We start from the raw sequence: 14,573 nt of genomic DNA, 5'->3' as shown, positions 1-14,573 counted from the left end.
TGTAACAAACCACCTGTATATTCAGTGGTGGAGGTGCAGAAGATGAAAAAAATGATGATACTATGTCTTCTTACAACAATGACAATTACGGCTTTGACTGGATGCGATTGGAAACAAAAAAATGTTTCACACGAATTCAAAACAAAAAAAGTAACATATAAAGATTTTACGTATGAGGTGAATCCAGAAACGTTTGCTTTAACAGTGGAGCATGATGGGGTGAAGGAACAAGTATCACAGCCTTTGCCGAAAATGAAAGTATCAAAATTGAAAAAGGATGGTACACACACATCGTGGGAATATCCAGATCAGAAGATGAAAGTGAATTTAGAAAAGAAAAAAGATCATGTAAATATTGAGATTAAATCTACGGGTGCAGAAAGCTTTACTTGGCCAAAAGTACAAGCTGAGAATTATACACTTCCTTTATGGGAAGGGAAATATATTCCGAGCAATGATGAGAATTGGAAGGGATTTTTAAAGGATGAAACATATTCATTTGCGGAGTCATTTTCAATGAAATTCTTTGCGTTAAATGGTTCGAAATATTCCACGGTATTTGTTGCAAACAATATGTTTAATAACGAAGTGAAATTCCATTCTGATCCGAAAATTGGATTTGATTTTACTCATGAATTTCCGAATATCAACAAAAATAAATCGTACGGTTTTCAAGTGTATGTGACGGATAATGATGCAGTAAATATTGCGAAATTATATAAGAAGAATATTGTAGAGAAAGGTGAATTTAAAACATTACAAGAGAAAGCAAAACAAAATAAAGAGGTTGAAAAATTATACGGCGCAGCGCATTTTTATTTTTGGAATCAAAATGCTTTAGCCCAAAGTAATGTAGATTGGCCAAAATTAAGACAACAAATCAATAGTCCTATATTTGGATGGATAAAAGAACTAATTCAAAAATATAGTAAAGAGCCTGGCGAATTACATGTATTTGATCAAATTCATAAGCAGGATTTTATTGATAAGTATCAAAAAAATGTTGTTTTGCGTTATATAAATGAAGTGTTAGGGATGAAGGAGTTTTATAAAGAAGATATTTTTCCAAAAATTGATGATGAAACAAATCGATTATTGAAAAAAGGCGTAGATCACTTAACTGAAACGGAATTATATAGCTTAAATAAACATTTATTAAAATCGGCACTTGGTGACGCAGTTGAGGATGTTGAGAAATGGGGGAGTGCAGATGGTACGGATGTTTTAAAAGAGATGAATGAAGCTGGTATTGATCATGCGTGGATTGGACTGCCAAATTGGGAGCAAGGATTCATTCAACCAGAATTTGTGAAGCAAGCTGAGAAAATGGGATACTTAGTTGGTCCATATGATTCTTATCATTCGATTCATGAAAAAGGCGATAAAAATTGGAATACAGCTTCTTTTAAAGACCCTTCACTATTTGAAGATGCAACAGTTGCAAAAAAAAATGGTGAGAAAATACAAGGGTTTTTAGGGAGAGGTCGTAAATTAAATCCGACATTATCCTTACCTAGTGTGAAAGAACGTGTCAATGGTATATTAAATAATGGTACCTCATTTAATTCATGGTTTATTGATTGTGATGCCACAGGGGAAATTTACGACGATTATTCTCCAAAACATATCACAACACAAGAAGAAGATTTAAAAGCACGTTTAGCACGGATGGATTATATTGCGAAAGAAAAAGGCATGGTCGTTGGTTCTGAAGGTGGAAATGATTTTGCGAGTCAAGTGATTGCTTTTGCACATGGTATTGAAACGCCTGTTATTAAATGGGCCGATGAGGATATGAGAAAGAATAAGACAAGCACATATTATGTTGGAGGTTACTGGTCACCCAATCAAAACGTTCCAGAAAAGTACGCAAAACAAGTACCAGTGAAAGAAGAATATAAGCAAGTATATTTAAATCCCATGTATTCACTACCTTTATATAAATTAGTGTACAATGACTCTGTCATTACAACTCATCATTGGGAATGGGGTAGCTTGAAGGTAAAAGATGAAGTCGGAAATCGTATGTTATATGAACTATTATATAACGTTCCGCCTTTATATCACTTAGATGAAGTCGAATGGAAGAAGCATAAAAATAAAATTACGCATCATTTAAAAATATGGGAAGCATTCCATAAAAAAGCAGTAAAAGAAGAGATGACGAACTTTGCATATCTTTCAAAAGACAAGCTTGTGCAAACAGCTTCCTATGGAAAGGACATAAAAGTAATTGTAAACTTCTCTGATCAAGATGTGAAAACAGAAGATACAAAAGTACCAGCAAAATCGGCTGTTATTTTTGATGAAGGTAAGAAAATGATTTATAAACCTGAAGTGAATGAAAAGTAAAATATAAATGTAGAAAAATTCCGCTCGTTATGTAATGAAAGTTCTAACTGGCGGTCTTTTTGGACAGGTGTTGAAAACGTAATTGTAAATTTTTTGAAAATGTTATTTGACATCTTGTTAAAATAAAACACGAGAGTATAATGTGAAATGAAATACATATTGATTTTACTTCTTTACAACGAAACCTTACAAAAATGTAAGGTGAATGAAATGAAATTCAATATGAAGATTGATAAACATGGAGTATACTAGGAAAAGAGAAAGAGAGGAGAATAAACATGGGCTCTGAACTAGAACAAAACACAAGAAGTAAAAAGAAACGTTCTAAAAGAAAATCTGTGAAATGGTTCATTTTGATTCCATTTTTACTGCTCATCTTTGGAGGAGTAGGATATGGTTCGTTGTTATATAATAAAGCAAAAGCGGTTGTAAGTGATGCATATGCACAAATCGAAAAATCGACTAAACGTGATAAAGAGGTTGAACCGTTAAAAGATAATATTTCGGTTTTAATTATGGGTGTTGATGGAAGTGATATTCGAAAAGGGCAATATGGAGAAGCTGTTCGTACGGATGCACTACTATTAGCGACAATTAATAAAGATGATAAATCAGTAAAATTAGTAAGTATTCCGCGTGATTCACGCGTGTATATTCCATCAAAAAAGAAACAGGATAAGATTACACATGCCCACGTATTCGGCGGAGTTGAAAGTACACGGAACACAGTAGAAAGATTTTTAAATGTTCCAGTGGACTACTATGTGAAATTTAACTTTGATTCTTTCGTGAAAATTGTAGATTCACTTGGTGGCATTGATATTGATGTACCAGTTACATTCACAGAACAAGATAGTAAAGACCAAGCAGGTATGATTCATTTAGAAAAAGGTTATCAACATCTAAATGGAGAGCAAGCTCTAGCGTTGGCGAGAACACGTAAGATTGATAGCGATGCAATGCGTGGTCAAAGACAACAGCTTGTTATTGAAGCGATTGCGAAAAAAGCAATGTCTGTTCAATCGATTAGTAAATTAGGTTCTCTGTTAGATGCAGTTGATCGCAATATGAAAACAAACTTAACATTTGATGATATGCTGTCCATTACAAGAAATATGGCCGGAACTGATTTGCAAATGGAGAAAATTCAAGTAGAAGGTACGGATAAACGTATGGGTGGGATTTATTACTACATTCCAAATGAAAAAAATGTGCAAGATATCTCTAAAAAGTTGAATGAACATCTAGGTATTACGCCAAAAGCGGTTCGAAACTAATTGTAAAAGGTTGGCGCCTAGCCAACCTTTTTTGATTCGTAATATATGTATTAAATAGATTAAAATACCATTGTAGTTATTTAAAAATGTTTACATATATAATAAAATAGATATATATGCTATGCATGGAAGACTTATATAAGAATAATAGAAAGAAAGGAATTTCATAGAATGGGGAATGTATTTAATGTAAAAAGCATAATAGTTACAATCGTGGCTATTATTGCAATCGCAGTTGGGTATTTTATGTTTCAATCCATTACGTCACCAGCTAGAGCAGTAGCAAATCAAGTGAATGCAGTACAACTTACAAGCGAGCAGCCACAAGTGGAGATGAATAAAACAGTACCAACTCAATTTAATGGTCAAGTGAGAAAAGTGGCGTATCTTACATTTGATGATGGGCCAGGGAAATATACGGCTGAACTGCTAGATATATTAAAACAAAATGATGCGAAAGCAACATTTTTCTTAATTGGTGCAAATGTAAAACAGTTTTCAGATTTAGTAAAACGTGAGAAAGCAGAAGGTCATTATGTAGGTATGCATAGTATGACACATGATTTTAAAAAATTGTATACAAGTGGCGAGTATGTGAATGAGATGAAAGAGGATCAAGGATTAATAGCAAATATTATTGGAGAATCTCCGAAATTAACACGTCCTCCATACGGTTCTATGCCTGGTTTAAATGAAGCGCTTCGTAATAAAGTAGTAGAAGGTGGCTTTAAAGTTTGGGATTGGACGATTGACTCTTTAGATTGGAAATACAATAAAATGCCTGTTGATGCTGCTTCAGCAAAAATTGTTCAAAATGTACTGACAGGTGCAACGAATCCTAAAGAAGTTATCTTAATGCATGATATTCATCCGCAATCTGTTGCAGCAGTACCAGCAATTATAAAAGGGTTAAAAGAAAAAGGTTATGAGTTTGAAGCGTATCATGAAGGGGATCACTTCCCATTGAATTTTTGGCATGATAAACGTATGTAACATAGGGGGAAAAGAAGTTGAATTATAAAAAAGTAGCATTAGTTGGAGCAATATCAGTAGGACTATTATCAGGCTGTTTTGGTGAAAAACCAGAAGAAAATTTATTTGTTGCATTTGAAAATGCAGCTAAACAAGAGAAGTCGTTGTTTGAAGATGCGAAAAAATTAGAGGTGTTGGAAAAACAGGGCCAAGAACTATATACTCAAATTATAACAGAAGGAAAAGAGCATAATGAGGCGGTTGCACAAAAACTAGATCAAGCAGTTTCAAATGTGGATGAGCGTGAAAAATTATTAAAAAATGAAAAAGAGGCATTAGAAAAAGCACAAAAAGAAACGAAATCAGTTCAAAGTAATGTAGAGAAAATTGAAGATAAAAAAATACAAAAACAAGCGAAAAAAGTAGAAGAAGCTTATAAAAATCGTTATGATGCTTTTCAAAAAATGAACGAAAGTTATGTGAAATCAATGGCGATTGAAAAAGAGCTTTATGCGAAATTAAAAGTAAAAGAAACAAAGTTAAAAGAAATTAGTGAGAAAGTGAAAGAAGTAAATAAATTAACAGAAGAAATGAAAAAAGAAAAAGAGAAGTTTAATGGATATACAAAGGAGTATAACGAAGGAAAACTAGCATTCTATAAAGAAGCAAAAATTAAGGTTAAGGAACAAAAATAAAGTACATTATATTTTCTAATATAAGTAATACGTCACTTTAAGCAAGTTTGGTTGTAAAAAAAGTGTTAGATTGAAAAGATTTAAGTAAAATAAGACTAAAAAAGTCGAAAAACATTTATTTCTATGTTTTTCGACTTTTTGACTTCTGGGATAGAAAAGACTGGAATTGAAGTGCTAAAAGAGTTATAGTTTAATATTTAAAGGAAAAAATGATGTTTAAGAACAGAAATGTTGAACATCATATAAGTAAGGAGAATGAAAAATGACATATGAATTTTTACTCAAATTAGGTTTGGCACTCTTTCTAGGTTTATTTATAGGAATAGATAGGCAGCTAAAGAATAAACCACTTGGTGTGAAAACAAGTATGGTCATTTCTGTAGCGAGTTGTTTAATTACAATGGTTTCAATTGAATCGGTGAATGTTTACTCTTCACCCGGACATACAAATATGGACCCGATGCGTTTAGCAGCTCAAATTGTGAGTGGCGTTGGTTTCCTTGGAGCGGGTGTAATTTTAAGAAGAAATAATGATGTGATTTCAGGATTAACAACGGCATCGATGGTTTGGGCAGCATCTGCTTTAGGGATTGCAATTGGGGCAGGTTTTTATATTCAAGCAACAGTTGCGATGATTTTAATTATATTGGCTATTAATGTACTGCCACATCTTGTTAAGATTGCTGGCCCTTATTCTCTAAGACAAAAGGATTTGGCAATTAAAATTATCGTAAAAGAGCATCGAGAATTAGATGGTATTTTTAAACAAATTAAAAACTTAAACATGCAAGTGAAGCGCGTGAAAATTAAAGACATTGACAGTGAATCTCAGCAATTAGAAATGGTTATATTGGCACCTGAAGATTTATATACAACTGAATTATATAGTTCATTAAAAGAAATTGATCATATTGTTTCGGTTGAAGTTGAAAGTAGATAAAGTACGCATTATAAAAAATCCTCCAGTTATGTAATTGAAATTGGAGGGTTTTTCTTGTTGTATGAAGTCATAGAAAAAATAATGAGAGGCATATTTTATGCTTTACATCTCTATACAAAATCAAATAAACTATTCATTAATAAATAGACGGAATTTTCTATGTTTATAGGATGGTGAAAGATTTGTTATATACAGAATTTATTTCTGAAACAGAAACGATATTGGAATCTTTAATGGATGATCTGATTATAACAGATGTAAATGGTACGATTTTAAAAGCGACACAATTTACTGCTGATAGATATGGAATTGAGTATGAAAGTTTAATTGGTGCTTCTATTTATGAATTGGAACGAACGGGTATCATTACGCCTATTGTAACGCCATTAATTATACAAAAAAAAGAGAAAATTACAGTTGTTCAGCTTACAAAGACAGGAAATAAATTGTTAGTAACAGGTATACCTTTATTTGACGAGGAAGGAGAAGTGTATCGGGTTGTAAGTTATTCTTATGATGTTTCGGATTTGATAGAAATTCAAAAATATTTAGATCATATGCAAGAGGAACTGGAGCGTGTGAAAGAGGAAGCTCAACTAGCATTGCGTGAAAAAATTACATCAGTAGGGTTAATTGCTGATGACCCTGCAATGTATAAAGCAATGGGGACAGTACATCAAGTTTCAGAAGTGGATGTAAATACAGTTCTGCTTGGAGAATCAGGAGTAGGAAAAACGGCTATTGCTCGTTATATTCATGATAAGAGCCCAAGAAAATATGGACCTTTTATTGAAGTAAATTGTGGTGCTATACCTGAGTCTTTATTTGAGGCTGAATTCTTTGGGTATGAAGCAGGATCTTTTACAGGAGCAAAAAAAAATGGGAAACTTGGATTTGCAGAACTAGCTCACGGGGGAACTTTGTTTCTTGATGAAGTAGGGGAGCTTTCACTTGACCAACAAGTAAAACTTCTTAAGTTAATTGAAGAAAGACAATTTTATCGAGTTGGTGGAACAAAGCTTAAAAAGGCGGATTTTCGTCTTATTGTCGCGACAAATCGTGATTTAGAAGAGTTGGTAGTGAATAAAGAATTTAGACAAGATTTATACTTTCGTTTAGTTGTTGTGCCAATTTTGATTCCTCCACTACGTGAGCGACCTAAAGATATTATGAATTTGATATATTTATTTTTGAATAAATTCTGTACCCAATATAAAAGAGAGAGGGAATTAGATCAAGCAGTTATACAAATTTTATTACAACAAAAGTGGAAAGGTAATATAAGAGAGTTAATGAATATAATAGAACGGCTCGTAATTACATCGCATTCCAAGTTAATTACCATTGAAAATATACCAGATTACTATAAATCTAATTCTAGTGATGAATTCGTTATAAACTCGTCTCAAACTCTTACGGAAATACTAGAAATGGTAGAGAAACAGGTGTTACTGGATGCTAAGAAAAAATATAAGACGACTGTGAAAATAGCAGAAAACCTAGCGATAAGTCAGCCTTCTGTAGTAAGAAAGCTGAAGAAGTATAGAATAAAGTGAAACTTTAATCAGTGGGGCTTACTGCCCGTTAATGCGGGGGAAATTGACGATATAAATTGTGAGAAGATGGATGAAGTATTTTCCTCCATCTTTTTCTTGTTTTTGAACTTGGCATGATAGTTGCATTAATAAACGATATAAAGGAGGAGGGAACATTGCCTTCTATATAAATACTTATTTTCAATGCTTTAAGATTTAGCAAAAGAAAAATAAGTAGGGGATAAATTGATAAGTACCCTTTATTAGTATGAGGTAAAGAATATCCCATTAATGTAAGAATTATTTTATTTAAAGTGACAGAAAAATAGTTTATAGGAGTGAGAAGATGTATAAACCAAAAGATTCTGCTATGTCGCCTCGTTTTTGTGGAGTGAAAACGTTTATGAGATTAGAACAAAAAAATACGACTGAAAATGTAGATTTTGCAGTATTGGGAATCCCTTTTGATACTGCGCAGTCGTATCGTGTAGGAGCTCGTTTAGGACCGAATCATATCCGGAATTTTTCAAGTTTATTACGCCCATATAATCCAGATCAAGCGATTGATATTTTTGAGTATTGTTCAGGTGTAGATTATGGGGATTTAGATATTGTACCTGGTAATATCCATCGTACATATGACAATATTGTGGAAGGCTTAACACCTGTATTAGAAAAAGGGATTGTACCTATTATATTAGGTGGGGATCATTCTATTTCATTAGGAAATTTAAGAGCGTTCGCAAAACAATTTGGGCCCATAGCTCTTGTTCATTTTGATTCTCATAGTGATACGTGGGATCATTATTACGGAGAAAAATATATGCATGGAACTCCATTTCGACGGGCGGTCGAAGAAGGGCTCATTAACGTCGATCATTCTATTCAAATAGGAATGCGTGGTCCTTTGTATGGGCCAAATGATATAGAAGATGCAAGAAGCTTGGGTTTTGAAGTTATTCCAATGAGAGAAGTGCGGAAAATAGGATATGCAGAAGTGTTACGGAGAATCCATGAACGAGTAAAGGATGCAGTAACTTTTGTTTCATTTGATATTGATTTTATAGATCCTGCATATGCACCTGGAACGGGAACGCCTGAAATTGGAGGGCCTACAACGATTGAAGCAGTTGAACTTATGCAAGGGTTAGATGGATTACATATCGTTGGTTTTGATTTAGTAGAAGTGTTGCCTGCGTATGATAGTGGAGAAATTACGGCAATTGCTGCATCAAGTATTGCATATGAAATGATTACTCTTGTAGCGATGCAAAAACGGCGTAATGTAGTAAGACTAAAATAATATGAATTGAAAAGGAGGATGTTATGAATACAGTAGATATATTGCTAATGGTGGGTTATTTTATAATTATTATCAGTATTGGTTTCGTAGGGGCAAGGAAAGCAAAAACATCTGAAGATTTTATGGTTGCTGGTCGTAGTCTAGGCTTAGTAATGTATCTTGCTTGTTTAGCAGCAGTAATTCTTGGCGGGGCATCTACAATCGGAACAGCAAGGTTAGGATATGAATTTGGTATTTCAGGGATATGGCTTGTTACGATGATTGGTATCGGAATTATTTTATTAGGAATATTTTTAGTGAAAAAAGTATCGAGATTTAAAATTATTACAATCAGTGAATTACTAGGGTTACGTTTTAATTCGCAAACAAGATTGATTACTTCATTGATTACTTTTATATACGTAACGATGATCACTGTCACGCAAGTAATTGGAATGGGAACGATATTGAATGTACTACTGGAATGGGATATTAAATTTTGTATGTTATTAGGGGGTAGTGTGGTTGTTATGTATACACTACTTGGCGGAATGTGGTCTGTAACGATGACTGATATATTTCAGTTTCTTGTAATGACAATTGGAGTATTTGCAATTATGTTGCCGCTTAGTTTACAGAAGGCCGGAGGATGGGCTGTTCTTCAAGAAAAATTACCACATGGATATTTTGAAATCGCTAATATTGGCGGAGATAAGATTTTTTCGTACTTTCTTTTATATTGTTTGGGAGTACTAATTGGGCAAGACATATGGCAACGAATTTTCACGGCAAAGACTGTCGGAATTGCGAAAAAAGGAACGATTGGTGCTGGGGTATATTGTCTTTTGTATGCGGTTGCAATCAGTGTAATTGGTATGTGTGCGGCTGTAGTTTTCCCGAATTTAAGTGATCCACAAAGTGCGTTTATAACAATGGCAATTACAATTTTGCCAGCAGGCTTATTAGGGATTGTCGTTGCAAGTGTTGTTTCAGCTCTAATGTCGACAGCTTCGGCGACATTATTAGCATCTTCAACATTGATAGTAAATGACATCATAAAAGGCACTTCATCTAAGGAATTGAGTGAAAAAGCGATGATTCGAATGTCGAGAATCGTGACTTTAATTATCGGAATATTTGTGATAGTTAGTGCTATTTGGATTCAGGACGTTATTGTAGCATTAGATGTTGCATATGCAATTTTATCTGGTTCAGTATTCTTTCCGATTATTTTAGGATTGTTTTGGAAACGTGTAACAGATAAAGCTGCCTTTTATTCGATTATTTTAAGTGCAACCGTAACAGTAGGGGGCTTAATTGTACAAGGACTTTCAGCTACAGATCCAATTTTATATGGAATGACGTGTAGTATCTTATCAATTGTCATCATTTCATATTTAACGTCTCCGGAATTTGAAAAGTATGAGGAGTGGAAAGAACAGCATACCAATGTAGATATAGATGCATAAACAAATGAATCAATGATTTTTATACAAGATGCGAAAATGATGCACAATTATAAGGAGGAATTCAAAATGACTACAAACTGGAACCATTTAATTGAAAGAATGCCACAATTACTAGCACCAAGTATGGCAAAAGATCATCCCAATTTACCGGTTGTGAAAGAAGAGGGATGTTACTATTTTGGACTAGATGGAAAGAAATATCTTGATTTCACATCAGGTATTGCAACGACGAATGTTGGACATCGTCATCCAAAAGTTGTACAAGCAATTAAGGATAGTGCTGATAATCTGACTCATGGTCCATCCGGAGTGATTATGTATGAATCAATTTTACGTCTTGCGGAAGAACTCAGTACGGTATTACCACCTAAGCTAGATTGTTTCTTCTTTGCCAATAGTGGTACAGAAGCGATTGAAGGAGCAATTAAGTTAGCAAAATATGTGACGAAAAGACCTTATGTTGTTTCTTTTTTAGGATGTTTTCATGGGAGATCAATGGGATCATTAAGTGTAACAACTTCAAAAAGTAAATATCGTAAGTTTATGCAACCTAATGGGCTAACGTATCAAATTCCATATGCGAATATAAAAAATTGTCCAGAAGGGGTTGATCCAGAGCAACATTGTGTGGAAAAACTAGAAAAGGACTTTGAAATGTTGTTTAACCATCAAGTTACACCAGAAGAAGTTGCATGTGTGATTGTAGAACCTGTATTAGGAGAAGGCGGATATGTTGTTCCGCCAACAGGATGGTTAAAGAAAATTCGTGAAATTTGTAATCAGCATGGTATTCTATTAATCTTTGATGAAGTACAAACAGGTTTTGGTCGTACAGGGGAATGGTTTGCGGCACAAACATTTGGAGTAACACCGGATATTATGGCAATCGCAAAAGGAATTGCGTCAGGATTACCTCTGAGTGCGACAGTTGCTTCAAAAGAGTTGATGCAACAGTGGCCTTTAGGAACGCATGGTACGACTTTTGGAGGAAATCCAATTGCATGTGCAGCGGCATTAGCAACGCTTGAAGTAATGAAAGAGGAACAGTTGATTGAAAATGCCAAAGAAATGGGGGGGTATGCAGTTCAGAAGTTGTATGACTTAAAACAAAAACATTCTATGATTGGAAGTATTCGAGCAGTTGGGTTAATGATTGGAATTGAAATTATCAATCCAGAAACAGGTACACCTAATGGTGAAGGATTGTTTAAAATATTAGATATCGCATTGAAAAAAGGCGTATTGTTTTATTTCTGTGGAAATGCAAGTGAAGTAATTCGAATGATTCCACCGCTTTCTATAAATAGAGATCAGATTGATGATGGGTTAGCAATTTTAGATGAGGCACTTTCAGAATATGAGGAAGAGTTGAAGGTTTTGGTGAAGAACTAAAAACTATTGGATGAAAGTTAATCTCATAATTAAAATGAAGAGGGGGGATGAAAAATCCCCCCTTTTTAAGTATATGTACTATTTTCTTAAATCAGCTGGAAATACAAGGCCAATCTGTTTTCTAGCTTCTTCCATAATCTTCATTGTAATCATAGAAGCAGTATGAGAGTTTACAGTGGATTCTAATTGATTTTGCTGAATCAATCTAATAAATTCTTGTGTTTCATAGGACATTGTATTATTTGATTGCAATTTTGTAATATCTTCAACACGACCGTCTCTATAACGAATTTCAACTTTTGTAGGTGAGCTAATTTTATCGATAATTATGCTACCGTTCTCACCTTGAATTTCAGAAGGCACGTATGAATTTGTTATTTTTGAGTACATAATGACCGCATCCATCTCAGCATATTTTAATAAAAGGCTACCTTCTCCATCTACACCAGAATCTAGAAGGTAGGCATTTGCTTGTACATGAGATGGTGCTCCAAATAATACAACCATTGGATAAATGCAATACACTCCAATATCCATCAATGCGCCGTTTGAAAAGGAAGGATTAAAAGCATTTAGAATCTTTCCTTCCTTATAAGCATCATAACGAGAAGAATATTGGCAGAAACTCGCAAAATAACGTCTAACTTTTCCGATCTTATGTATATTATCTTGAATGGTTTGGAAGTTTGGAACAAGCGTGGATTTTAACGCTTCCATTAAAACGACATTATGCTTTTTAGCAGTTTGAATCATTTTTTCTACTTCTTTTGTATGAGAAGCGATTGGTTTTTCGCATAATACATGTTTGCCATGTTTCATAAAGAGAACGGCCTGCTCCGCATGCAATGAGTTTGGACTTGCGATATAAACTGCATCAATTACATCACTTTTTGCCATGCATTCTAAGTCTGTAAAAGTAGTATCTACATTGTATTTGCTTGCAAATTCTGTTGCTCTGTCTTTTGTTCTTGAATATATCGCTGTAAGTGAAAAATTTGGTAATGTACGTGAATCTTCAATAAACCTAGTGGTAATTGTATTGGTTCCAATAATTCCAAATCGCACCATCTTATTTTCTCCTTCTTTCAAATGATTTTGATATGAATTGCCGTAGGAGATTAATTATATAGGGAAGAAAGAAAAATACGAAATGATTTGCTTAATTGATATAGTTGGTATGTTTTCCTTTGATATAATGAGGAACAAGAGGGGGAGAAAAGATGGGAATAAAAATTAGAAAGGCAACAGAAAACGATATAAAAGGAATCACGAAAGTGCATGTTGATAGCTGGAAAACAACCTATAAAGGAATACTATCTGATGAAATGATAGAGGCTACAACGTATGAGAGTCGGGAAAAACAATGGAAAAACATTTTTAAACAAGCGGTAGGAAATCAATATAGGTATGTGGCAGAAACGTTAGATGGAGAAATTATAGGATTTATTGACGGTGGGCTCGAAAGAACAGGAAAATATGACTGTGATGGAGAATTATACGCAATTTATCTTTTGGAAGAATACCAAGGATATAAAGTCGGAAAACAATTATTTCAAACGCTTGTGTCAGAATTTATGAAAAATGATATTTGTTCTGTATTAGTCTGGGTTATATCCAATAATCCTTCAATAGGTTTTTATGAAAAGTTTTCTCCAGAGCGGGTCCATACAAAGTTTTTAGAGAGATTGAATGTTCAAGAGACAGCTTACGGTTGGAGAGATATGGATAACCTTTATAAATTATTAATACATGATTGAAAGAAGTTAAATAATATAATTATGTAAACAATAAATAGATTTTAAAAGGAGATATACAACTTATTATGTATATCTCCTTTTTATTACGCTATTTACTAGGAGTATGCCCCATGCCTATCAAGTTAAGGTTTTGAATTGCCCCCAAAACAAATTTTTTATCTCTCTACAGTTATTTATGATAACCTAGTTCCGTTTTTCATTTGGAAGAAAAATCAATTTTTAACTTGATGACGATGTGATGAAATTCCATAATAGGATTATTTAATGGATTAATTGAGATAAAAATTAGGATAGTTAGAGGAATGCTTTTTATCTTTATCTAAAATAAAAGAAATTATCAATAAAAAAATAATGAAATATGATAATAATTTATTGAGAAACGATAATATGCATGTTAATATCAAATTGAAAATAAAGAGGAGAGGTGCTTTTTATGAAATCTAAACAAGGTTCAACAATTTTCTTAAAAGTCGTTATTTTTCTTATTAGCATTGCAGTACTTAAGGTAGCAAGTAGAGATGCAGCAGCACATCCCGAGACGGATTACTTGCAGTATCCTTTTTTAGTATATGCGTATGTACTGCGTATTCCATTTTATGTTGCCTTGTATCAAGCATTTAAACTTTTAGCCTACATTGATAAAAACATGGCTTTCTCGGAATTATCTGTTAGAGCTTTGAAGTATATAAAGTACTGTGCAATCATAATTAGTATCTTAATTGTAGTAGGAATAATAATATCCATAGCTATATTTTATGGCAGTGAAGATATAACAAGTATTATAATGCTAGCACTAATAAGCATGTTTGCTTCAAGTGTAATTGCAACCTTTGCGGCTGTTCTTCAAAGGCTCTTACAAGAAGCTATTGATATAAAGTCAGAAAATGATTTAACGGTCTGAG

Annotated in this window: 12 protein-coding genes; 11 read left to right on the top strand and 1 reads right to left on the bottom strand. The window is 33.6% G+C overall.

The annotated features are described in order from the left end of the window. The first annotated feature begins 42 nt into the window (after window positions 1–42). The 9 genes from AC1M36_RS09730 to AC1M36_RS09690 all read left to right on the top strand — a co-directional run bounded on the left by AC1M36_RS09730 (window position 43) and on the right by AC1M36_RS09690 (window position 11,914). Entirely contained in the window at window positions 43–2,352 is a 2,310-nt protein-coding gene (locus tag AC1M36_RS09730) for a glycoside hydrolase (RefSeq protein WP_479845800.1), read from the top strand. Window positions 2,353–2,630: 278 nt separating this feature from the next. Then, on the top strand, window positions 2,631–3,629 hold the full coding sequence (locus tag AC1M36_RS09725; protein ID WP_336453553.1) for an LCP family protein: 999 nt from the start codon (window positions 2,631–2,633) through the stop codon (window positions 3,627–3,629). 171 nt (window positions 3,630–3,800) lie between these two features. Continuing rightward, window positions 3,801–4,622: a peptidoglycan-N-acetylglucosamine deacetylase gene (locus AC1M36_RS09720; protein ID WP_336453552.1), complete on the top strand. Its 822-nt coding sequence runs from the start codon at window positions 3,801–3,803 to the stop codon at window positions 4,620–4,622. Window positions 4,623–4,639: 17 nt separating this feature from the next. Beyond that, complete coding sequence (locus AC1M36_RS09715; RefSeq protein ID WP_336453551.1) at window positions 4,640–5,296, top strand: YkyA family protein; 657 nt, start codon at window positions 4,640–4,642, stop codon at window positions 5,294–5,296. Between the two features lie 262 nt (window positions 5,297–5,558). Then, a complete protein-coding gene (locus AC1M36_RS09710) occupies window positions 5,559–6,236 on the top strand; it encodes an MgtC/SapB family protein (RefSeq protein ID WP_336453550.1) in 678 nt (225 codons plus the stop codon). A gap of 182 nt (window positions 6,237–6,418) precedes the next feature. Further along, window positions 6,419–7,792, top strand: a complete 1,374-nt coding sequence (locus AC1M36_RS09705) for a sigma-54 interaction domain-containing protein (protein ID WP_336453549.1) — start codon at window positions 6,419–6,421, stop codon at window positions 7,790–7,792. A 325-nt stretch (window positions 7,793–8,117) separates the two neighbouring features. Further along, complete coding sequence (speB, locus tag AC1M36_RS09700) at window positions 8,118–9,074, top strand: agmatinase (protein WP_336453548.1); 957 nt, start codon at window positions 8,118–8,120, stop codon at window positions 9,072–9,074. Between the two features lie 23 nt (window positions 9,075–9,097). Beyond that, window positions 9,098–10,522, top strand: coding sequence for a sodium:solute symporter family protein (locus AC1M36_RS09695; protein WP_336453547.1), 1,425 nt, complete (start codon window positions 9,098–9,100; stop codon window positions 10,520–10,522). A gap of 66 nt (window positions 10,523–10,588) precedes the next feature. After that, complete coding sequence (locus AC1M36_RS09690) at window positions 10,589–11,914, top strand: aspartate aminotransferase family protein (RefSeq protein ID WP_336453546.1); 1,326 nt, start codon at window positions 10,589–10,591, stop codon at window positions 11,912–11,914. Between the two features lie 78 nt (window positions 11,915–11,992). On the opposite strand, the gene AC1M36_RS09685 is transcribed toward AC1M36_RS09690, so the two are convergent. Further along, window positions 11,993–12,982: a Gfo/Idh/MocA family protein gene (locus AC1M36_RS09685; RefSeq protein WP_336453545.1), complete on the bottom strand. Its 990-nt coding sequence runs from the start codon at window positions 12,980–12,982 to the stop codon at window positions 11,993–11,995. 152 nt (window positions 12,983–13,134) lie between these two features. On the opposite strand from AC1M36_RS09685, the gene AC1M36_RS09680 reads away from it, so the two are divergent. Together AC1M36_RS09680 and AC1M36_RS09675 are read left to right on the top strand one after the other, a co-directional pair. Then, window positions 13,135–13,671 (top strand): GNAT family N-acetyltransferase, encoded by a 537-nt coding sequence (locus tag AC1M36_RS09680; RefSeq protein ID WP_336453544.1) that lies wholly within the window; start codon window positions 13,135–13,137, stop codon window positions 13,669–13,671. A gap of 433 nt (window positions 13,672–14,104) precedes the next feature. Beyond that, window positions 14,105–14,572: a DUF2975 domain-containing protein gene (locus AC1M36_RS09675; protein WP_336453543.1), complete on the top strand. Its 468-nt coding sequence runs from the start codon at window positions 14,105–14,107 to the stop codon at window positions 14,570–14,572. The last annotated feature ends 1 nt before the right edge of the window (window position 14,573 follow it).

It is taken from the genome of Bacillus sp. Medicinal_06 (genome assembly GCF_056711665.1).
This window is presented reverse-complemented; position numbering and strand designations above follow the sequence as displayed.